Origin of the sequence: Flavobacterium psychraerolatum (genome assembly GCF_025960985.1) — a bacterium.
Lineage (GTDB): Bacteria > Bacteroidota > Bacteroidia > Flavobacteriales > Flavobacteriaceae > Flavobacterium.
In genome coordinates, this window is record NZ_JAOQMX010000003.1 from 1 (window position 1) to 20,836 (window position 20,836).

The window sequence follows — 20,836 nt, forward strand, 5'->3', positions numbered from 1 at the left end:
GGAGATTTAACTCCTAACAAAATTCCTAATCCATCTAATTCCATCCCCCAAAATTACATGGTTTTTTTAATTTCCACTAATTTAGGCGAAGAACCTCTTTTTTTCTAGTGCAAATTTTAGAAATGAATATTCATTTTTATTATTAACTACTCTTCATTGCACAACCATTTCCAAAAGCAATTTCTTAAAACTGCTTTAAGCCAATCCCAAACTAAACCTTAGCAAGTAAGATTTGCTCTTTCCAATTATCGTTTTTAGTATATTTGAATACTAAATTAAAATCTATGGAAAACAAAACAAGATGCAATTGGTGTTTATCTACTGACTTATACAAAGAATACCACGATCAAGAATGGGGAACTCCCGTTTACGATGATACAACATTATTTGAATTTCTCCTACTCGAAACTTTTCAAGCTGGATTGAGCTGGATAACCATTCTCAACAAAAGAGAAAACTTCCGCAAAGCCTTTGATAATTTCGATTATAAAAAAATTGCTTTATACAAGGACGAAAAGATCTTAGCTTTACTACAAGATGTTGGTATCATTCGTAATAAACTAAAAGTAAATTCAGCAGTTTCCAATGCACAAGCTTTTATTAAAATTCAAGAAGAATTTGGCTCTTTTTCTAATTACATCTGGAATTTTGTAGACGGAGAACCTATTGACAACATGCCAAAAACTTTAAAAGAAGTACCCGCTACAACACCTCTATCCGATGCGATAAGTAAGGACTTAAAAAAAAGAGGCTTTAAATTCGTAGGTTCTACTGTAATCTATGCGCAGATGCAAGCTACAGGAATGGTCAATGATCACGTGGCTGATTGCTGGACTAGAAATTAGTATTCAGTGCTCAATAAAAAGCTACAGTGGTAAATAAATCATAATTCATGATTTATAACTCATAATTTTTAATACATTTGTCATTCACTTTAGGGGTGTCTACAACATTGTAGGCTGAGAATTACCCTCTGAACCTGATCTAGTTCATACTAGCGTAGGGAAAAGTACGATGACTTCTGTGGTCCCAATTTTGGGTACCTTGTAGCCATTCCTAAAGTATAACTTATACTAAATTCAAGAGGAATGGAACTAAAAATCAACAATCAAATTAAGCAATTTACTGCAGATGCATTGAGCATTCAAGCGCTAATCGACCTTGAAATTCCACAAAAACAAAACGGCATTGCTGTAGCTATAAACAGCAACGTCATCCCTAGATCACTGTGGGACCAACATACCCTATCCGAAACTGACGAAATTCTAATTATCTCTGCTACTCAAGGCGGATAATTAGACTACATACGAGCAATTCGTTACTAGTCCGCAGTTATAAACTAAAAAACACAGTCATAACAATAGCTTCCTTCGGTTGCTTTACTGCTTCTTATTTTTTTACAACTTATACCTTTACGGTTTTTTATTCCTATTCCTAGAAGAAAATTAACAACAATATGTATCACAATAATGATGTATTTCTGTACATCTCAACCAATCAATAGTACAAAATGACAAACGAACAAGAAATCTCCAGACAGCCTTTCCCGAATTCGACCAAAGTATATATCGATGGCGAAATCCACCCAATCAAAGTAGCGATGCGTGAAATCCATTTATCGGACACGAAACTTTCAAAAGGAGGTGTAGAAAAAAATCCTCCCATAACAGTTTACGATACTTCTGGCCCTTATACTGATCCAAATATCGAAATTGACATTCGTAAGGGACTCCCAAGACTACGCGAGCAATGGATCAAAGACCGAAATGATGTTGAAGAATTAACGGAGATCACATCAAACTATGGTAAAGAACGCCTAGAAGATGAAAAATTAAATCATCTTCGATTCGAATACCTTCACAAACCTATGCGTGCCAAAAAAGGAACAAACGTTTCACAATTACACTATGCCAAAAAAGGAATAATTACTCCCGAAATGGAATACATTGCCATTCGTGAAAACCAACGAATCGAATTAATTGAACAACAAACCAAAGCAATGCAGTGCCAACACGCCGGACATAGTTTTGGCGCCAACACTCCTAAAACCAAAATAACCCCCGAGTTTGTACGTAGCGAGATTGCCCGCGGTAGAGCTATTATTCCCAACAACATCAACCACCCTGAAAGTGAACCGATGATAGTAGGACGTAACTTCTTGGTAAAAATTAATGCCAACATTGGAAATAGTGCTGTAACTTCCACCATTGAGGAAGAAGTAGAAAAAGCAGTTTGGGCTTGTCGTTGGGGAGCAGACACCATTATGGATTTATCAACGGGGAAAAATATTCATGAAACTAGAGAATGGATTATTCGTAACTCGCCTGTACCGATTGGAACAGTACCAATTTACCAAGCCTTGGAAAAAGTAAACGGTGTTGCCGAAGATCTAACCTGGGAAGTTTTTAGAGACACATTAATAGAACAAGCAGAACAAGGAGTTTCTTATTTTACTATACATGCTGGAGTGCTACTTCGTTATATTCACTTAACGGCCAATCGTGTAACTGGAATTGTATCACGTGGTGGTTCCATCATGGCAAAATGGTGTTTATTTCACCACAAAGAAAATTTTTTGTTTACGCACTTTGAAGAAATTTGCGAGATCATGAAGCAGTACGATGTCGCTTTCTCACTTGGAGATGGATTGCGTCCAGGATCTATTGCAGATGCCAATGATGCTGCACAATTTGCAGAATTAGAAACGTTGGGACAATTGACAAAAATTGCATGGAAACATGATGTACAAGTTTTCATTGAAGGACCTGGTCACGTACCCATGCACATGATCAAAGAAAATATGGACAAACAATTGGAACATTGTGATGAAGCGCCATTTTACACTCTTGGACCATTAACTACTGATATTGCTCCGGGTTATGACCATATCACCTCAGCTATTGGAGCAGCGATGATTGGTTGGTACGGTTGTGCAATGTTATGTTATGTTACCCCAAAAGAACACCTAGGCTTACCCAACAAAAAGGATGTAAAAGACGGAGTCATCACCTATAAAATTTCAGCACATGCAGCCGATTTAGCCAAAGGACATCCAGGCGCACAATACCGAGACAATGCTTTAAGTAAAGCCCGATTTGAATTCCGTTGGGAAGACCAATTCAACTTATCACTAGATCCAGATACTGCCAGAGAGTTTCACGATGAAACTTTACCCGCTGAAGGCGCCAAAGTAGCGCATTTTTGTTCGATGTGCGGACCAAAATTTTGCTCTATGAAAATCTCACAAGAAATTCGTGACGTTGCCGAAGCCGAAAAAGGGATGTTAGAGAAATCCGAAGAATTTATTGAACAAGGAAAAGAGATTTACAGTTAATCTGACTTAGAAATAAAAACCCAAAATGATTATAATTTCCAATCCAACAGTGGTACCAAATGAAATCACTACCATCCATGCCCTTTTTGAGGCAGGAATGGAGCTGTTTCATGTTCGAAAACCTTGCTTTTCTGAAGAGGAAATGAAAATTTTCATTACTGCAATTGGATTGGAATATTATTCTAAATTGGTTTTGCACAGTCATCATCACTTGGCGAATACCTACCCAATCAAAAGAATACATTTTACAGAACGACAACGTAATTCAACTACAGTACAACAAATTAAAAGGTATAGAGAGGAAGGGTTTTTCCTGTCTACTTCAACACATTGTATTGAAGATTTTAATGCACTGGATTCCAATTTCATCTATGCTTTTTTAAGTCCAGTTTATTCTTCCATTTCGAAAGAAAACTATTTCTCAAAAATAAATTTAATTGAAGCTATAAAAAAAAGAAACCAATTCGAAACCAAAATCATTGCACTAGGAGGAATTGAAGCCTCTAATGTTCAAAAAACATTGCAATATGGTTTTAATAACGTAGCCCTTTTGGGAGCTATTTGGATGAGCGACCAACCTATAAAAAAATTTAAACTATGCCAACAAGCCGTCCTTTCGTATTAAGCATAGCAGGTTTTGATCCATCAGCTGGTGCAGGAGTTTTGGCAGACATTAAAACTTTTGAACAACATCGAGTGTATGGATTTGCTATTACTACAGCCAATACTATCCAAACCGAAAATGAATTCATTTCCATTCAATGGACTCCCATCGAATTGGTACTTCAATCCATACAAACTTTATTTTCGAACTATGAAATCAAAGCCGTAAAAATAGGTATCGTACCTTCTGTAGGATATTTAAAAAAAATTATTCTATTACTTAAACAGCTTTCTCCTTCCATTATAATTGTTTGGGATACCATCTTGAAGTCATCAACAGAGTTTGGTTTTTTGGACATCGAAAATCAAAATGAATTATTATCTGTGTTAAGTAAAATAGATCTAATCACACCCAATTATACTGAAGTAGCCCAACTAGGAATCAAAGAAAATACTATTTCGAAAACAATAGACAATCTGAACAAGTATTGTTCTGTTTTACTAAAAGGTGGGCATAACCTAGACGAAATTGGCACTGATTATTTATATACCAAAGACCTGTTTTTCAGGATCATACCCATTAATGCAGAGGTGTATGCCAAACATGGTTCTGGTTGTGTTTTATCAGCAGCCATAACGGCCAATTTAGCCACCGAAAATAATTTATTAGTTGCCTGTAAAAAAGGTAAAAAATATATTGAAAGTTTTTTATTGTCTAACACTACTCAACTCGGATATCATTATGTTTAATCGTTTACAATACATCTCTCAGGGAAGTACAATCGAAGAACAATTGTACAACATTCATCAAGCATTGGACCATGGTTGTGATTGGATTCAGATGCGGTTCAAAATTCCAGAAAAACAAAATGATCGTTTAAAATTGGCGGAAGCTGTAAAAATCTTATGCGACGAATATTTGGCTACTTTCATCATCAACGACGATGTTAATCTTGCCCATGAAATTAATGCCGACGGAGTACATCTAGGATTAACAGACAGCAGCATTGTGGAAGCACGAACTATTTTGGGAGCTCTTAAAATCATTGGTGGAACTGCAAATACATTCGAAGATATTTCCTCACACGTATCCAACGGTTGTGATTACATAGGCTTGGGACCTTTCCGATACACCAAAACAAAAGAGAAACTAAGTCCGATTTTGGGACTAGAAGGATACCAAATCATTCAAAATAAATTACAAAAAGAGGGAATAAAAATACCCGTTTATGCAATTGGCGGAATCAAATTGGATGATGTAGAGGGGATTATAGGAATAGGAATTCATGGTATTGCAGTTTCTGGATTGATTACAGAAAGTGAATCGAAAACAAAATTAATCACACAACTAAACGAAAAATTATATGGACACATCCTTATTTAAGATTGGAGATAAAGAATTGCTATCACGCTTGTTTCTCGGCACTGGAAAATTTGGTTCGAACAGTCAGATGGAAGAGGCGATCTTGGCCTCTGGCTCCGAATTGGTGACTGTGGCCTTAAAACGGATAGATTTAGAAACCGATACTGATGCAATATTATCGCATTTAAAACATCCTAGAATCAATTTATTACCCAACACCTCAGGCGCTCGAACTGCCAAAGAAGCGATTTTTGCTGCACAACTAGCCAGAGAAGCACTAGAAACAAATTGGTTGAAACTTGAAATTCATCCCGATCCAAAATATTTGATGCCTGATGCTATTGAAACTTTACGTGCAACGGAAGAATTGGCAAAACTGGGTTTTATTGTGCTCCCGTATATACACGCAGATCCAGTCTTGTGTAAGCGCTTGGAAGATGCAGGAACGGCAGCAGTAATGCCCTTGGGCTCCCCGATTGGAACCAATAAAGGATTAAAAACAATTGATTTTCTCGAAATCATTATCGAACAATCAAAGGTTCCTGTCATTATTGATGCTGGAATTGGAGCACCATCTGATGCTGCAAAAGCAATGGAATTGGGTGCCGATGCCGTCTTGGTCAACACAGCCATTGCAGTAGCCGGAAATCCAAAATTAATGGCTGAAGCTTTTAAAGAAGCGGTTATTGCAGGTAGAAAAGCTTTTGAAGCCAAGCTAGGACAGCAATATAAACATGCGGTGGCGTCTAGCCCGTTGACGGCATTTTTATATGAATGATTTTGACGCTCTTTACCTTTTTAACCCTATCAGGGTTTAAAACCCTGATAGGGTTAAAATAAAATAAAAATTAAAATGACAACATTTAAATCTGTTTTTGAACAATACAGTTGGGACGATATCCAATCCAAGATATATGCTAGTACTTCCAAGCAAGTCGAGCAAGCTCTTTCTAAAACAAAACGCAACTTGGATGATTTTCTGGCGTTGATTTCGCCAGCAGCTCAGCCCTATTTGGAGCAAATGGCACAAGAGTGTCATGAGTTGACCAAAAAACGCTTTGGAAAAACGATCCAAATGTATGCTCCTTTATACCTTAGTAACGAGTGCCAAAACATTTGTACCTATTGCGGTTTTAGTTTGGACAATAAAATCAAGCGCAAGACTTTGATGGATTCGGAAATAAAACAAGAGGTTGAAGCTTTGAAAAATATGGGATTTGATCACGTTTTATTGGTTGCGGGAGAAGCCAATTACACCGTGAACATCAATTATTTCGTGAATGCAATTGACGTTATAAAAAATGATTTTTCAACTATTTCGGTAGAAGTCCAACCGCTCTCACAAGACGAATACGAGCGCTTGCATGAGGCGGGTGTATATTCTGTTTTGGTGTATCAAGAGACTTATCATCAAGAAGTATATAAAAAATACCATACGAAGGGAAAAAAATCCAATTTTGATTTCCGTTTAGACACTCCTGATCGAATAGGAAAAGCAGGCATCCACAAAATAGGATTGGGGGTTTTATTGGGATTGGAAGACTGGCGTACCGATAGTTTTTTTAATGCGCTGCATTTGGACTATTTACAAAAAACGTATTGGAGGACAAAATATTCCGTTTCGTTTCCACGATTGCGACCTGCAGAAGGAACTGTTCCACCTAACTTTATTATGGATGATAAGGATTTGACGCAATTAATTTGCGCCTACCGATTATGGAATGAAGATCTAGAAATCTCGATTTCGACACGTGAGAATGAGAAATTTCGAAACAACATCATTCCGATCGGAACTACGAGCATGAGCGCTGGCTCGAAAACCAATCCAGGCGGTTATGTGGTAGATCCACAATCTTTGGAACAATTTGAAATTAGCGACGAACGCTCTGTAGCCGAAATTGCTTCAATGATTACAGAACGAGGCTATGAACCGGTTTGGAAGGATTGGGACAGGAGCTACATTTAATTTTTGATTGTAGATTTTCTAACCGTTTACTCATCGACATTATATAGAAAATAACTTCGACAAACTCAGTATGACAGAAATCACAATTAAAAACAGTTAATTACCAATTTACACGAACTATTCAAAATGAGCATAATACAAGATTTTTTACGATACAACCGACAGGTTATTTTACCTGAAATTGGCGACGAAGGACAAGAAAAACTAAAAAAAGCCAAAGTACTTGTGATTGGTGCTGGTGGTTTGGGCTGTCCTATTTTGCAATATATAGCTACAGCTGGAGTTGGAACGATTGGGATCGTAGATTTTGATACGATCGAAATTCATAATCTGCACCGTCAAATTCTTTATACCGAAGAACAATTGGGTTTACCTAAAGCCACTACCGCAAAGGCTAGCGTTGAAAAACTAAATCCATTGATTGCTGTTCTGGCTTTTGAGGAAAAACTAACTTTCGAAAATGCTTCACATATCATTAGCCAATTTGATTTTGTGGTTGATGGTTCTGATAATTTCACTACCCGTTACTTGGTAAACGATACTTGTGTCGCATTAGGAAAAACGTTAGTCTATGGAAGTATCCTTGGTTTCGAAGGGCAAATTGCAGTTTTCAACTATCAAGGGAGTAAAAATTTACGTGATCTATTTCCAGAACCACCGAATCCAAAGGATATTCCTAATTGTAGTGTTAATGGTGTACTGGGCACTTTACCAGGAATGATTGGCACCATGATGGCGCACGAAACCTTAAAATTGATTATTGGATTGCCAACATTGAGAAATGAACTGATTTTGTATAAAACGTTGGAATGGGGTTTTGTGAAACTGAATTTTTAATTTTTGTTATAAAGTAGCAACACAATTTGGCTAATTTACAATTCCAGTAGCCACAATGCTTTGTCTCGCTGAAAGCATCTCAAAAAAGGTGCTCGTCTATCGTGAGATGTTTTCAGCGAGACCAACTAGATGATTTTGGCATTAATAATCAGCGTACTATTTACTATTGTTACAATTCTACTATTATTATCATTACTCTTGTGCGAGGTTCTAGCTCATGCTCACAATCTAATTTACTATAACTACAACGTTTTGTATTGCTACACGCGTCTCAGCAATGGTGCTCGTCTATCGTGAGCCGCTTTCAGCGTGACAAACTAGGTGGTTATGGTATGGTTAATTATAATTTATTTGCTGTTTGCAATATCAAAATCTACTCGTCCTCACAACCTACATTACTGTAACCTCAACGTTTTGTCTCGCTGAAAGCGTCTCAACAAAGGTGCTCCACTTACGTGAGACGTTTTCAACGTGACAAACTAGGTGGTTATGGTCGAGAAGTTCACATTAGCGTTTATGAGTAATTAAGTTCCTCCAACTGAGGAATAACTTTTAAAAATTACATTTAGAATTTTTATGTTTCCATATTATTGTTCTGTTCGTTAAGTCATCCTCTAAGTCATTTGTATAACCTAAATTTTCACCGTTACAGTCGCGTACATCTGATGCATAATTAATAGCTGGATTACAATTACCATAGTAAAACACTGATTTTCCTTTATGAATAGCCATAATATGAATATTCATCTTCTTTAACGTCATTGATTGCTTCCCTCAGCCAAGTTAATTCTTCAGCAGGATTTGATACATTACATTCCTTAGATATTTCTTCGCTATCGTCCTTCTCACAGGATATAATAGCAATAGGTAAGATAATTGCCAGCAAACGTAAATAATATTGAATTTTTCTCATTTTATTTATTTTATGTAGATTAACAACTATTAGATGGTAAAAGATTATTTTGGTTGCGTGCTGCTAGCTCATATATTAGACAAATCTTCACATGGCCTCCCAATAACTGTCGTTAATTAAAAGATTTTCTTTGCTTTTATTTCTTTTCCAAATATATTAAAATATTCCTACAAATAAAAAATGAATTCAGGATTTGCTGCCCCAGATGGTAGTGGAAAGCCCGGACTGAGAAAACCTATTTTTTCTTGGCATAAAAGAGCGACCGGCAGGAAGCTCCTTTTATGACTATAGAAAAAAAGGTTTTTGAAGGAGGACTTGCAACGAACAGCTGGATTGGGCTCTAAAAAAGATATTAATTAGCACAAATTAATCTCTTAAAAGCACTTTCATGAATTTGAATTTTAAAACTTAAGATGATTAAAACCTAAACTTCTTTTTTTATGATTTTCATGAATTCATTTCGTTCTATTTCGCGGCAGCCTAAACTTTCGAGGTGTGGGTTGTAAACTTGGCAATCTAGTAGTTGGTATTTGCTGCTTTTTAGGTGATTGACTAAACTAATAAAAGCGACTTTGGATGCATTGGACACTTTGGAAAACATACTTTCGCCACAAAAAACGTGTCCCATGTCTACGCCATACAAACCGCCTACTAACTGATCGTTTTGCCAAACTTCAATAGATTGTGCAGTTCCAAGTACATGAAGGTCACAGTATGCCTCTATCATGTCGTTGGTGATCCAGGTTCCGTTTTGGCCGTCGCGTTTTATTTTTTGACAATTGGAGATAACACTTCTAAAATCCTGATTGAAGGTTACTTTGAATTCTTGACGGTTTAGAATGTTCCGCATACTTTTGGTTATTCGTAGTTCGTCAAGAAACAAAACCATACGTGGATTGGGCGACCACCAAATGATGGGATCACCTTGCTCGAACCACGGAAATATGCCGCTTTGATAAGCCAATTGTAAGCGCTCGGTAGACAAATCGCCACCGATAGCTACAATTCCGTCTCGATTTGCAGTATTTACATTTGGAAATTTTAAAGCTTGTGTTAAGTGAACCATGAAGGAAAGAAAATAATATTTTTTAAAAAACTGAATCGCTCAACTCCGTTGTCAAACATTCTAAAAAAGCCATCCCTCGATAGGAATTTCCTTTTTCGTTTAATTTGGGACTAAAGACAACGACTGCATATTTATTGGGTAGTATGGCCAAAATCCCTCCACCAACACCACTTTTACCTGGCAATCCTACTCGATAGGCAAACTCACCTGCTTCGTCATAAAAACCACAAAGTAACATAATCGCATTTATTCTTCGGTTACGGCTGGGAGTCAAAACAACTTCGTTGGTAAAAGGATCTACTCCATCATTAGCAAAGAATAAAAATGTTTTTGATAATTGTGCGCAACTCATGCTTAGGGAACAAATTTTGAAATAAAAATCCATTACCTCATCTATAAGATTGGTGATATTACCAAAGGACTTCATCATGTTGATGAGTGCATAATTGCGATAGCCCACACTTTTTTCTGATGCATATACTTTGAGATCAAAATCAATAGAGGTATCGTTGGTAAGTCGCCTGACGAAAGAAATAAATTCGTTTTCAGGGTTTTTATAATGAGACAGCAAAATATCAGCAATCACAATGGCTCCTGCATTTATAAACGGATTTCTAGGGATCCCTTTTTCTAATTCTAACAAAATCATGGAGTTAAAAGCAGCACCCGATGGTTCAACATCTACTCGCTTCCAAATTTTTTCGCCTTCGATATTGTACGCCATAATGAGCAATAAAACTTTGGAAATACTTTGGACAGAAAATTTTTGTTGGGCATCGCCTAGATTGACTTGTTCTTGATTGAGAGTTGTTAAACTTATCCCGAATAAATTTTCGTTTACATTTGCTAGTTCTGGAATATAAGTGGCTTGTTGTCCTTTGTCTTCAAAATGCGTAAATTTGTTATAAATATTTTCTAGAACACTATGTATATTTTCCATGAATTATTATTATTTTTCTGCCTCTAGCTCATCCTAAAAATAAGCATTACTTTTATAACTGCAAGTTTAAGAAGAAAAACACAAACAGTTAACCTAAATTTACTTTTTTGAACCACATAGTCAACCCCTATTTTATGAAAAAGCTTCCTATTGTACTTTTTCTTTGTTTGCTTATCACTCAAATGAATGGGCAAATAATGGATTCTGTATCCAAGTCTAAAAAACTATCCTATAAAACCTTTATTCTACCTGCTGCTTTGGTAGCTACAGGAACGGTATTGCTAAACAGCCAGTTGAATAGCGACATACAAAATAATGCAAATCGTTTTTTTGGATCAAAGTTTCATACGCAGCTGGATAATCTTACTGTTTTTATGCCATTGGGTCAAATATATGCGGGTAGGTTGTTTGGCTTTGAGTCAAAAAACACAGTCAAACACCAAACGATTTCAATTGTTACAGCCAATGCACTAAGCTATGGTTTGGTAACGATTCTAAAAAATGCAGTAAAATCACACCGACCTGATGCCTCTGATCAATTGAGTTTTCCTTCGGGACATAGTGCGATTGCATTTACCAATGCTGCGTTATTGTTTCAAGAGTATAAAGATGATAATCTGTGGTATGCCAGTAGTGGTTTTCTATTTGCGACGGCTACAGGAGTTTTGCGAATTGCCAATAATAAGCATTTTGCCTCAGATGTTCTAGTGGGTGCGGGAATTGGATTGGCTTCGGGATTTTTGGTTACCTATTGGAATCCCCTACAAAATTTGCACTTGGGAAGAAAGAAAAAAGGAACTGCTTTGGTCTATCCACAATTTGGAAATCAAATTGGTATTGGTGCTGTCATCCTACCTAATTTTTAGACCAAAAAAAAGCCCTACAGAAACTGTAGGGCTTAGAAATCAAACAAAAATAATTATGGTAACAACACTTTATCTATAATGTGAACAATACCATTGCTACATTGTATGTCTGGAATAACCATGTTGGCTGGAGTTGTTATTCCATTACTTTTTACAGTAAAAATACCGTTTGTAAAAGCACTATATGTTAACATTCCACCACCTGCAGTTGCTGCAGTTGTTCCTGAATGCTCAGAGGTAAATTTGCCACCTACAATAGCGTGATTTAACAACACTTTTTGTAAAACGGTTGGAGAAGTATTGGCTACATCTTGTACTGTTGCAAAACCTGCTGCCTTAAAAGCGGCATCTGTTGGTGCATAAATTGTGAAATTAGCACTAGGATTTGACAAAGTACCTGCCAAACCAGAAGTAATTACCGCTTGCACTAAGAAAGTTAATTCTGGCGCTTTAAAAACTTTTGCATCTTTTAATAAAATTGCTGAGTCTACGATGTTTACACCTGTAGCAATCATTACTTTATCTATTCCGTGAATAGTACCGTTGCTTGCGCTTACGTCTGTAAGAATAATTTTTGATCCGTTGATGTACAAATCTGCTCCTCTACTGATGAAACGTCTGTTAACACCTAATAATGATGGAGCTGTACCACCCGCTTTAATTGCGCTTCCCATTAAATCTCCATTTGAAACATGGTATAATAATGTGTTTGTCAAGAAACTATTTTGTAATCCACCTAGTGAACCAGAATCTACCAAACCTAATCTTGCAAAAGCATCGTTTGTTGGAGCAAAAACGGTATAATGTCCTGATGGGTCATTTGGGTTACTATTACTCAATACACCTACTAAACCACCTTGTACAGCAGCACCTTCAAGTGTACTAAAGTTTGGGTTGGCTACTGCAATACCTGCAATACTTGGTGTTTCGTCTTTATAATCTGTATCACAAGAAACCAAAGTTCCCATTAATGTTAATGCTAGAATTGCACTTTTTATATTGATATTTTTCATTTTGTCTGTTGTTTTTGTAATTAAAATTTATAAACTAATCCACCGTAGAAACCTGTCGCCTGACCAATATTTCTTCCTGCTACCACAGTACTTGCTCCTGCAGAAACTCCCCAATCTTTGTAAACTGGTGCGTATAAATCAACTCCAATTTTTGTGTAATTTACCTTTGTAGTTGGAAAAATTCCTTTGAAACCTTGACCAAAGATATCTACACCACCTGTTGATTTTTGGTTAGCAACGAATACATCACCATAGAATGATTTTGCTGCATACCCTACTTTAAGTTCTGTAGTTACAGAGTTTGGTACATTGTTTGAAGCGTAATTCCCTGCTACTTGTCCAGAGGCAAAAATACCAGAATTCATTTTGAACATAGCCATACCTGTAGTACTTACCGTTGTGCTTCTGTTTCCAATTGCAATAATAGATTGAAAACCTTCTTCAACTTTGTAATTACTAAGTGGTGTTTTTACTCCAACTGCTCCAATAAGGCGCAATGAAGAAGAACCAAAATCAAAATTAAATGGATTGTATTTTACAAATACTGACACATCTTGAAAACCTTGTCGTTTGTTTTCTAAACCTAAGTTTGTTAAAACGGCATCTGTAGCATGACCTTTTGCTGTTACATAAGGCAAAACCATCACTACATCTACTTGGTCACTAATACCATAAGTAGCATAAATCGAAGTACTAGAAATAGTCGTTTTATTGAAGACAGGAACGCCTTCTACTTTTTCTGGAATGAAATAAACATCATCGTACTTTTCTGAGCTGAAAGAAACGGAAACATTTCCTTTTCCTTTACCTTGCATAAATCCACTGATTGGACTTTGAGAATGAGCTGTGTTAACATATCCGAATGTTGTTACAGCCAAAATTAGGAGTAAGTGTTTTTTAATCATAATATCAATTATTTATTGTTTGTTTCTATCATTTACGAGAGAAGAACAGATATGGTTTTAAAAAACTAAAAAAAACTAAAAAAAAAATTAAAATTAAACCCAAAAAAAAATACAAACACCTAAAAAACAATAGGTTATAATGTTTTTAAAAAAATTTAAAAATTTAAAGTAAAGACTGCATTACATCCATAATAGCTATAAAACCCTAATCTGGAGTTTACATTTCACAAAAACGCATAAAAAAACCGATAAAAATTAATTTATCGGTTTCAAATAGATTTTTTGTTTTGTATTAAAACGGTAAATCGTCTGCTTCTTCTTCATTAAGATTTGTTGCTGGAGCAAAAACTGGAGCCGCTGGTGCTGCTGGAGCATTTGGAGCTTCTGCACCTGCTTTTTCAATTCTCCATCCTTGGATACTATTGAAGTATCTAGTTTCACCTTGTGGGTTAACCCATTCTCTACCTCTTAAGTTGATAGAAACTTTAACCGATTCACCAACTCCGTAATTGTTTAACAAATCACATTTATCTTGAGTAAACTCAACTAAAATATGTTGTGGATATTGTTCTTCAGTAGTAACAACTAATTCTCTTTTTTTGAATGCCGCACTTACTTGTTGCTCTGGATTAATCACTTTAACTCTACCTATAACTTCCATCTCTTTGTATATTTAATTCTTGTTTATATTCGTTTTTTCGCTAGATAATTTTGCTTTAGACAAAAAAATCCCTAAACGGGAAAATTCTAGTGTACAAATATACTAAGTTCTTTGGACGCATACAAAAATAGCCTTGATGGAAATTAAAAAAATTATCAACAATTGAAAACTAATTCATAATCAACAGATTAAACAAGTCTTTATAACCACAGAATAACAAATTAAAAATAGAATATTCAAATCACAAAAGGCACATATAACAATCCTTTTTATATTTATAGCCCTAATGAATCAGTAGCTGAGGAAATTTCGATCTAAAAAAAGCGCATTTGAAAAAGTATTTCAAATGCGCGTTAGGAATATTTTGATTTTGAATTACAGCCTTATATTAACCTCATTATAAAACGATGCTACTTATATAGTTATAAAACAAAAACATTATTTGCTTTTGTAACTGACTAGAATTCCTTTTTACCAAATTCACTTTCAATAAACTTAGCACTATTCTTGGTTTTATTAAAGTTGTAGGACAAATTAAGAAGAACCATATCAACCTCATATACATAATTGGTTGTTGTATAATACTGACCTGGACTCTGAGTAGAAATTCGCTGCTCATTGGTCTTTAACATTCCCATATCGATATTTTGCCATTGCAAGGTAGCAATCAATTGGTTGTCTAAAAAAGATTTTCTTAAAGATAGATTCGGCGAATAAAAACGAGAATCCTCACCTTGAGCCGTTATTCTATTCGATAAATAATTCAAAGTAAACTGCATCGAAGTTGTACTTGAAAAATTATAAGTACTATTGGCATTTATAGAATACTGAATAGCATTTGAATTGATGGCTTTACCATTATAGCTTCCATCAATATTGAAGTTATAAATATTTGCTCCAATAAAATTAGTCCATTTTGTAGACGGTTTGAACTGTGATCCAATTTCTAACCCAAGCGTTTTACCTCTACCAACGTTGGTATAAATTCTATCCAAAATAGTATCATTTAATACACCCGCAGTAGTATAGGACAAAGTATTTACACGGTTGATCAAATTGTGAACATCTCTGTAATATGCGGTTGCAAAAAGTGTATTTCCGCCTTTGAAGTTTTTACTGATACCCAATTCTATTAAATCTGTAAACTCTGGACGAAGATTTTTATCCCCTTGTTCAAAAGTCTCCGAGTGCTCTCTCTCTTTGAACGGATTCATTTGGTAACTTGGTGCACGATCGACTCTTTTACTATATCCTGCTTTCAACTTCACATTATTATCCATTGTATATTGAGCTGAAGCTGATGGAAACAACTTAACATAATCGTACGATAAATTTTCTGCTGGTGAATTAAACCCTTTTAGATAAAAATCACGATTCATAGATTCCAAACGCAAACCTGCGGCATACTCCCATTTTGTTTTACTCCCGTTTAATTGCAAGTACCCTGAATGAATCAAACGATCTAGGTTAACTTGACTAGTAAACTCAGGAACTATTTCATAAATTCCAGAGGAAAGATTACGTCTTTCGTAAATAAAATCTCCGTTGTTTTTTAGTTTTCTAAATTGGTACCCTGCTTCTAATTTACCAAAAGAAAAAGGTTTAAATTCATAATCCAACTGGGCTCTCGTACCATACAATGGGTTATCATTGCTATTGTATTCGTCTTGATACACGATTGAAGGATCGGTATATCCTAAATTCAAGTTGGTTGTGGGACCTCCTAACAAGGTATATTCGTATAAAAATGAAGCGGTCAATTTTGATTTATCTACAAATTTATGTGAATAATCAAAGCTTCCCAATGCGAAATCACCATCACGAACTCTTAAATTCGAATTGTAATAATTGAAAGTTTTAAGTACTGACCCATCAGTAAGAGAGGATCTCGTGTTGTTGTAATAAATATCTGCTTGTCTATCTACTTTACGCTTACCGCCATAGAAACCTACCGAGAAATTATCAGTTGTACTTGGTGTATAATCTACTGTAAAGCGTCCGCTATAGTTTAACTCATTGGTACTACGTTCTCCATCTGAAGGAAATTGTGTTTTGTAATTCTGAGCTATATTATTGGTCCATACGTTACCTTCTCTACGTCCTTGTATATCATTGCGTCCGTAACTACCTCCAAGTGAGATATCCCATTTATCTTTCTTGATTGTATAAGTACCGTCAATACCATAACGTTGAGCAGGTTCTTTATTACCATAATTTTGAATCGAAGGAAAACCTCCTTTAACATTCAACTGTGCATATTGCCCATTTGTAGCACCTTTTTTAGTGATTATATTCAAAAGTCCTGCTTTTCCATCCGGATCATATTTTGCAGATGGTGCCGTAACAACTTCTACTCTATCAATTGCATTGGCTGGCAATTGCCCTAATATGGTCGAAATATTTCCTTGTGTAGGTTTCCCATTCAATAAAACTCTAAACCCTGTTGCTCCTCTTACACTCACGTCTCCTTGAGCATCAACCGAAATAGATGGCAAGTTTTTCAAAACATCAATCGCTGATCCACCTCGGGTATTTTGAAAAGATTTTACATCATAAACTTGTCGGTCAATCTTGTTTACAACCGTATTCCTTTCTGTTTTAATCATTACATTGTTCAGTTGGTTTTCACCAGACACCAAACGAATTATTCCTGCGTCAAAGGTTTTATTTTTACCATTAATAATGATGTCTTCGAATATCTTTTTTTCAAAACCAATAAAAGAAACTTCCAGATAGTAAATTCCATTTTTCAAGTTACCGATACTAAAGGTTCCGTCATTATTTGTCACAACACCTGCCTCAACTGTTTTATTTTGGGTTGAAAAAAGTGTGGCTGTAGCATACTCCAATGGATAGTCTCCATCCACGACCTTACCCTTAACTTGGGCAAATGTAGCAGTAGTGACTAAAAATGTGATGAATGCAAAAAATTGGTTTAGTTTCATTATTTTTTTGATTTTTGATTATAAGGCCAAAATTACTATTATCAAATGATTAATTTTGGTACATATGATATAATTAAGGTATATAAATGTATTTTAATTAAATACTAGTAGATTGTTTAAAAACGAGCGGTGTAATCTCTGTATGTCTTTTAAAATACTTGACAAAATGAGAGACATCTTTAAAATCCAAACTATATGCAATTTCAGATATGGTACGGTCTGTATAAACTAACTGTCGTTTGGCCTCTTGAATAATAAAAGTGATAATAACTTGCGACGCCGTTTTGGAAAAACTCTTTTTACAAATAACATTTAATTGTTGTGTAGTAACATTCAACAAATCGGCATAAAAAGAAACGTCATTTCGTAATTCCTGTTTCAATAATTCTTCAAAATAAATTGATTTATCTGAATTCTCAAACCTTTCAGTACGGTTGGAGTACCCAATAATCTTCGCGAATAAGGCTTTCAAACCACCTTCTATAACTTCTTTCTGGATTGAAGGCTGCTTCATTTCAAAACACAACACCTCAAACAACTTGTCAATCGATTCGTCAGTCTGAAGTGTAATCATTTGTTGTTTCTTTAACCTATATAATTGTTGATTGATGTGTTTATCAATTATTTTCTCCAAAAAACCCTCTTTTATAATTATAACAAAACCCTCTGGAATAGTATCAATCTCCCAATGGTGCACTTCATTATTATTGATCACAAATACCAATGGAGGTTTGATTTCATAGGCAGTCGAATCCATGTAATGAAAACCAGAACCAGCTCTAAAATAAACTAATTCTATATATTTATTATGTCGATGAGGCTTTGTATATCTTTTATTTACATCAAAAGGTTCAATTTTGATATCGGTTACATTAGGTATTTTTGTATAAACGGCTATAGACTTCTTCATTAATGGTAAAAAAAAACGGTGAAATTTGAAATAAAAACAAGTATTAAGAGTTTCTATTACTACTATATAATAAAAAACAATAGTACAAGTGTAGCTATGACCCACGATATCCAAAAAGGTTTAAAGCAAAATACACAAAGTAATGTTCCAACGTATATTTTACTATATTTATACCTTTAAATTTCAAGTATGCAGTTTTCTGACAAAAGAAACACAACTCGCTGGGTTATTATTTTTATCTCTTTTTTGATTGTGTCCTTAATTCTCTGGAACACTTATACATTTTTTCAAACCTTCAAAAATGAGGAGCGCATAAAAATGAATCTTTGGGCCAGTGCTCAAAAAACACTTATTAATGCGGACGAAGATACGGATGTAAACTTACCTCTCGAAATCCTGAGCAACAATTCCTCAATTCCTATTATCCTTACCGAAAATGATACTGTTATTAATACCGTCAATATTGACGAAAGCCTGGGATTGAACAGCAAAGCGACATACCGTATTTTGACCCGATTAAAAACAGAAAACGAACCTATTGTAATTGAATATGTACCAGGGAAATTTCAAAAGTTATATTATGGTAATTCGGCATTACTAAACAACCTTAAATATTACCCTATTGCGCTCCTGTTGATTATCTTTTTGTTTGGGCTACTCGTTTATAATTTTTACAAAAGTACCAAATCGGCCACACAAAACAAATTGTGGGCAGGAATGGCAAAGGAAACGGCACACCAAATAGGGACACCGCTATCATCCTTAATCGGTTGGGTTGAAATACTGAAAGCAGATGATGTTGATGAAAGTATTACAACGGAAATCGAAAAAGATATTCAACGCCTACAAACCATCACCGAACGGTTCTCTAAAGTAGGGTCAGTGCCAACCTTAGAAAACAAAAACATCATCGAAGAAACGCATCAAGCTTATACCTATTTGCAATCTCGTTTTTCAAAACAAATTGAATTTACTTTTGAAGCTCCCAAAAAAGCAATTTTTCTCGACATTAACCCAACATTACACAGTTGGACGGTAGAAAACTTGGTCAAAAATGCGATTGACGCCATGAAAGGACGTGGGAAATTGACTCTACAAATGATCGAAGAGAAAGGAGTTCTGCAAATCAACATATCCGACTCTGGAAGCGGAATACAAAAAAATCAATTCAAAACTATATTCGAACCAGGTTTTACTACCAAAAAAAGAGGTTGGGGACTAGGATTATCACTTACAAAAAGGATTGTAGAAGAATACCATAAAGGAAAAATAAAAGTTTTAAAGTCCGAAATTGGAATGGGAACCACAATACAAATCACTTTCAAAACTACTATTTAATGTGCTCCAACACCAAACAAAGACAATTTACCAAACATCATTTTTCTCCCTATTTTTGAATGTTTTAAATAATCTTGCACAAATTGATATTGTTCTTCACTGTTGTGCAAAGCATCATTAATTTGTCTTTTTAAGGTCGATAAAGCTACTTTGTTTTCAGCTCCAACATCACCTATAGCATACACATCCTCTTGACATTTGGTCAATTTTTCTTTGGATTCTCGTGCTTTTAGTACCAAGTCTTCATCTGAGATAATAGGATTAAATTTTTTATTTCGATAGACAACCAAATCATTCAAATAGACAATGGCTTGATTGTAATTTGTTACAAGGCGATTCATTTTATCAACTCCTGAATTCAATCGGGCAGCAGATGCATTCTTCTTTATCACTGTTAAATAAGCAGTAACCACGGGAAGTTTATACCCATTGTTTTCGATTCGTTGCACGACTTCGAAAAAACGATCCATCTCTGATAAAGTTTGGTATCGAATAATTTCTTGTTCAAAATCAAACTTTACTTTTGCAGCAGTTTTTGTTATTTTATTCGAAATAAAAGTATCAAAAGTAATCGGACTAGCTGAAAATTGCCATAAATAGTCAAAAGGAAGATGAGATTCCACCATCAAACTTGGCGCTACCTTATAATAACTATTATTTAGTTTTTTGACAAAAATACCATTTTGTATACCACCAGCACCCCAAGTAGGATCTGCCAGAAACCATTTACCATCCATCTCGACTGCACACCATGCATGTGCAAGAGTATTCACTTTATCTCCTTGTTTTACCATCCCATCAATAATGAAATTTTTTATTTTTAAATCGGTAGTGATGGCATGAAAAACCTCTGCATAATGAATACATACACCTTGGTGTGATTTCAAAGTATTGTTAATTTTTTCTTGACTCGTTTCGAGGCTATTATCGACCAACATATTTTTCACATCATAGCTGATGTTGGTTGCCGTCCAATAAAAAACGGCTCGAAGTTTATCTTCGTCCGTTTTAAAATTGGCATTGATATAAGTGGCTATTTTTGCAGTAGTAGTTATAAAATCGGCTGGAATAACAGCCATTTTCTTATCTACACTATCATATTTTGGATTAATTTGACAAAAAACACCAAAAGAAACAAGAAAACAGAGTACCATTAATTGAAGCTTCATTTTTTAC

General features: G+C 35.2%; 20 protein-coding genes and 1 riboswitch. Of the genes, 11 read left to right on the forward strand and 9 right to left on the reverse strand.

Annotation, left to right across the window (positions count from 1 at the left end; genetic code table 11):
- The first annotated feature begins 284 nt into the window (after nt 1–284).
- From M2326_RS01845 to M2326_RS01885, 9 genes are all read left to right on the forward strand, one after another.
- Nucleotides 285–845, forward strand: a complete 561-nt coding sequence (locus tag M2326_RS01845) for a DNA-3-methyladenine glycosylase I (RefSeq protein WP_264617851.1) — start codon at nt 285–287, stop codon at nt 843–845.
- An 81-nt stretch (nt 846–926) separates the two neighbouring features.
- Nucleotides 927–1,023, forward strand: a riboswitch (TPP riboswitch).
- A gap of 65 nt (nt 1,024–1,088) precedes the next feature.
- Nucleotides 1,089–1,295: a sulfur carrier protein ThiS gene (gene thiS, locus M2326_RS01850; RefSeq protein WP_264617852.1), complete on the forward strand. Its 207-nt coding sequence runs from the start codon at nt 1,089–1,091 to the stop codon at nt 1,293–1,295.
- A gap of 215 nt (nt 1,296–1,510) precedes the next feature.
- The gene (gene thiC / locus M2326_RS01855; RefSeq protein WP_264617853.1) at nt 1,511–3,334 is read left to right on the forward strand and encodes a phosphomethylpyrimidine synthase ThiC; all 1,824 of its coding nucleotides are present in this window, start codon (nt 1,511–1,513) and stop codon (nt 3,332–3,334) included.
- A 25-nt stretch (nt 3,335–3,359) separates the two neighbouring features.
- Nucleotides 3,360–3,959 carry a thiamine phosphate synthase gene (locus tag M2326_RS01860; RefSeq protein ID WP_264617854.1) on the forward strand — a complete coding sequence of 200 codons (600 nt, stop codon included), beginning with the start codon at nt 3,360–3,362 and terminating at the stop codon, nt 3,957–3,959.
- Nucleotides 3,932–4,687: a hydroxymethylpyrimidine/phosphomethylpyrimidine kinase gene (locus M2326_RS01865; RefSeq protein WP_264617855.1), complete on the forward strand. Its 756-nt coding sequence runs from the start codon at nt 3,932–3,934 to the stop codon at nt 4,685–4,687. The genes M2326_RS01860 and M2326_RS01865 overlap by 28 nt, the downstream gene beginning before the upstream one ends.
- Nucleotides 4,680–5,321, forward strand: coding sequence for a thiamine phosphate synthase (locus M2326_RS01870; RefSeq protein WP_264617856.1), 642 nt, complete (start codon nt 4,680–4,682; stop codon nt 5,319–5,321). Before M2326_RS01865 ends, M2326_RS01870 begins: the two co-directional genes overlap by 8 nt.
- Nucleotides 5,302–6,078: a thiazole synthase gene (locus tag M2326_RS01875; RefSeq protein WP_264617857.1), complete on the forward strand. Its 777-nt coding sequence runs from the start codon at nt 5,302–5,304 to the stop codon at nt 6,076–6,078. The genes M2326_RS01870 and M2326_RS01875 overlap by 20 nt, the downstream gene beginning before the upstream one ends.
- Nucleotides 6,079–6,153: 75 nt before the next feature.
- Nucleotides 6,154–7,266 (forward strand): 2-iminoacetate synthase ThiH, encoded by a 1,113-nt coding sequence (gene thiH / locus M2326_RS01880; protein WP_264617858.1) that lies wholly within the window; start codon nt 6,154–6,156, stop codon nt 7,264–7,266.
- A gap of 126 nt (nt 7,267–7,392) precedes the next feature.
- The gene (locus tag M2326_RS01885) at nt 7,393–8,103 is read left to right on the forward strand and encodes a HesA/MoeB/ThiF family protein (RefSeq protein ID WP_264617859.1); all 711 of its coding nucleotides are present in this window, start codon (nt 7,393–7,395) and stop codon (nt 8,101–8,103) included.
- A gap of 718 nt (nt 8,104–8,821) precedes the next feature.
- On the opposite strand, the gene M2326_RS01890 is transcribed toward M2326_RS01885, so the two are convergent.
- From M2326_RS01890 to M2326_RS01900, 3 genes are all read right to left on the reverse strand, one after another.
- On the reverse strand, nt 8,822–9,016 hold the full coding sequence (locus M2326_RS01890) for a hypothetical protein (protein WP_264617860.1): 195 nt from the start codon (nt 9,014–9,016) through the stop codon (nt 8,822–8,824).
- 424 nt (nt 9,017–9,440) lie between these two features.
- Nucleotides 9,441–10,082: a leucyl/phenylalanyl-tRNA--protein transferase gene (aat, locus tag M2326_RS01895; protein WP_264617861.1), complete on the reverse strand. Its 642-nt coding sequence runs from the start codon at nt 10,080–10,082 to the stop codon at nt 9,441–9,443.
- Between the two features lie 22 nt (nt 10,083–10,104).
- The gene (locus M2326_RS01900; protein ID WP_264617862.1) at nt 10,105–11,022 is read right to left on the reverse strand and encodes a glutaminase; all 918 of its coding nucleotides are present in this window, start codon (nt 11,020–11,022) and stop codon (nt 10,105–10,107) included.
- 134 nt (nt 11,023–11,156) lie between these two features.
- Between M2326_RS01900 and M2326_RS01905 the strand changes: the two genes are divergently transcribed.
- Nucleotides 11,157–11,888, forward strand: a complete 732-nt coding sequence (locus M2326_RS01905) for a phosphatase PAP2 family protein (protein ID WP_264617863.1) — start codon at nt 11,157–11,159, stop codon at nt 11,886–11,888.
- Nucleotides 11,889–11,941: 53 nt separating this feature from the next.
- Here M2326_RS01905 and M2326_RS01910 read toward each other — a convergent pair whose 3' ends face one another.
- The 5 genes from M2326_RS01910 to M2326_RS01930 form a co-directional block, all read right to left on the reverse strand.
- Nucleotides 11,942–12,901, reverse strand: a complete 960-nt coding sequence (locus M2326_RS01910) for a fasciclin domain-containing protein (protein WP_264617864.1) — start codon at nt 12,899–12,901, stop codon at nt 11,942–11,944.
- A 20-nt stretch (nt 12,902–12,921) separates the two neighbouring features.
- The gene (locus M2326_RS01915) at nt 12,922–13,806 is read right to left on the reverse strand and encodes a hypothetical protein (RefSeq protein ID WP_264617865.1); all 885 of its coding nucleotides are present in this window, start codon (nt 13,804–13,806) and stop codon (nt 12,922–12,924) included.
- 292 nt (nt 13,807–14,098) lie between these two features.
- On the reverse strand, nt 14,099–14,467 hold the full coding sequence (locus M2326_RS01920) for a DUF3127 domain-containing protein (RefSeq protein WP_264617866.1): 369 nt from the start codon (nt 14,465–14,467) through the stop codon (nt 14,099–14,101).
- A 458-nt stretch (nt 14,468–14,925) separates the two neighbouring features.
- Nucleotides 14,926–17,412, reverse strand: coding sequence for a TonB-dependent receptor (locus tag M2326_RS01925; RefSeq protein WP_264617867.1), 2,487 nt, complete (start codon nt 17,410–17,412; stop codon nt 14,926–14,928).
- 97 nt (nt 17,413–17,509) lie between these two features.
- Nucleotides 17,510–18,322 (reverse strand): helix-turn-helix domain-containing protein, encoded by an 813-nt coding sequence (locus M2326_RS01930; protein WP_264617868.1) that lies wholly within the window; start codon nt 18,320–18,322, stop codon nt 17,510–17,512.
- Between the two features lie 189 nt (nt 18,323–18,511).
- Between M2326_RS01930 and M2326_RS01935 the strand changes: the two genes are divergently transcribed.
- A complete protein-coding gene (locus M2326_RS01935) occupies nt 18,512–19,660 on the forward strand; it encodes a sensor histidine kinase (protein ID WP_264617869.1) in 1,149 nt (382 codons plus the stop codon).
- On the opposite strand, the gene M2326_RS01940 is transcribed toward M2326_RS01935, so the two are convergent.
- Complete coding sequence (locus M2326_RS01940; RefSeq protein WP_264617870.1) at nt 19,657–20,829, reverse strand: transglutaminase domain-containing protein; 1,173 nt, start codon at nt 20,827–20,829, stop codon at nt 19,657–19,659. The two genes, M2326_RS01935 and M2326_RS01940, sit on opposite strands and share 4 nt — an antisense overlap.
- Between the last annotated feature and the right edge of the window lie 7 nt (nt 20,830–20,836).

Excerpts from the sequence above, each read along its gene's own strand:
- M2326_RS01845 (WP_264617851.1), top strand. The coding sequence starts at position 285 with ATGGAAAACAAAACAAGATGCAATTGGTGTTTATCTACTGACTTATAC.
- thiS (WP_264617852.1), top strand. The coding sequence starts at position 1,089 with ATGGAACTAAAAATCAACAATCAAATTAAGCAATTTACTGCAGATGCA.
- thiC (WP_264617853.1), top strand. The coding sequence starts at position 1,511 with ATGACAAACGAACAAGAAATCTCCAGACAGCCTTTCCCGAATTCGACC.
- M2326_RS01860 (WP_264617854.1), top strand. The coding sequence starts at position 3,360 with ATGATTATAATTTCCAATCCAACAGTGGTACCAAATGAAATCACTACC.
- M2326_RS01865 (WP_264617855.1), top strand. The coding sequence starts at position 3,932 with ATGCCAACAAGCCGTCCTTTCGTATTAAGCATAGCAGGTTTTGATCCA.
- M2326_RS01870 (WP_264617856.1), top strand. The coding sequence starts at position 4,680 with ATGTTTAATCGTTTACAATACATCTCTCAGGGAAGTACAATCGAAGAA.
- M2326_RS01875 (WP_264617857.1), top strand. The coding sequence starts at position 5,302 with ATGGACACATCCTTATTTAAGATTGGAGATAAAGAATTGCTATCACGC.
- thiH (WP_264617858.1), top strand. The coding sequence starts at position 6,154 with ATGACAACATTTAAATCTGTTTTTGAACAATACAGTTGGGACGATATC.
- M2326_RS01885 (WP_264617859.1), top strand. The coding sequence starts at position 7,393 with ATGAGCATAATACAAGATTTTTTACGATACAACCGACAGGTTATTTTA.
- M2326_RS01890 (WP_264617860.1), bottom strand. The coding sequence starts at position 9,016 with ATGAGAAAAATTCAATATTATTTACGTTTGCTGGCAATTATCTTACCT.
- aat (WP_264617861.1), bottom strand. The coding sequence starts at position 10,082 with ATGGTTCACTTAACACAAGCTTTAAAATTTCCAAATGTAAATACTGCA.
- M2326_RS01900 (WP_264617862.1), bottom strand. The coding sequence starts at position 11,022 with ATGGAAAATATACATAGTGTTCTAGAAAATATTTATAACAAATTTACG.
- M2326_RS01905 (WP_264617863.1), top strand. The coding sequence starts at position 11,157 with ATGAAAAAGCTTCCTATTGTACTTTTTCTTTGTTTGCTTATCACTCAA.
- M2326_RS01910 (WP_264617864.1), bottom strand. The coding sequence starts at position 12,901 with ATGAAAAATATCAATATAAAAAGTGCAATTCTAGCATTAACATTAATG.
- M2326_RS01915 (WP_264617865.1), bottom strand. The coding sequence starts at position 13,806 with ATGATTAAAAAACACTTACTCCTAATTTTGGCTGTAACAACATTCGGA.
- M2326_RS01920 (WP_264617866.1), bottom strand. The coding sequence starts at position 14,467 with ATGGAAGTTATAGGTAGAGTTAAAGTGATTAATCCAGAGCAACAAGTA.
- M2326_RS01925 (WP_264617867.1), bottom strand. The coding sequence starts at position 17,412 with ATGAAACTAAACCAATTTTTTGCATTCATCACATTTTTAGTCACTACT.
- M2326_RS01930 (WP_264617868.1), bottom strand. The coding sequence starts at position 18,322 with ATGAAGAAGTCTATAGCCGTTTATACAAAAATACCTAATGTAACCGAT.
- M2326_RS01935 (WP_264617869.1), top strand. The coding sequence starts at position 18,512 with ATGCAGTTTTCTGACAAAAGAAACACAACTCGCTGGGTTATTATTTTT.
- M2326_RS01940 (WP_264617870.1), bottom strand. The coding sequence starts at position 20,829 with ATGAAGCTTCAATTAATGGTACTCTGTTTTCTTGTTTCTTTTGGTGTT.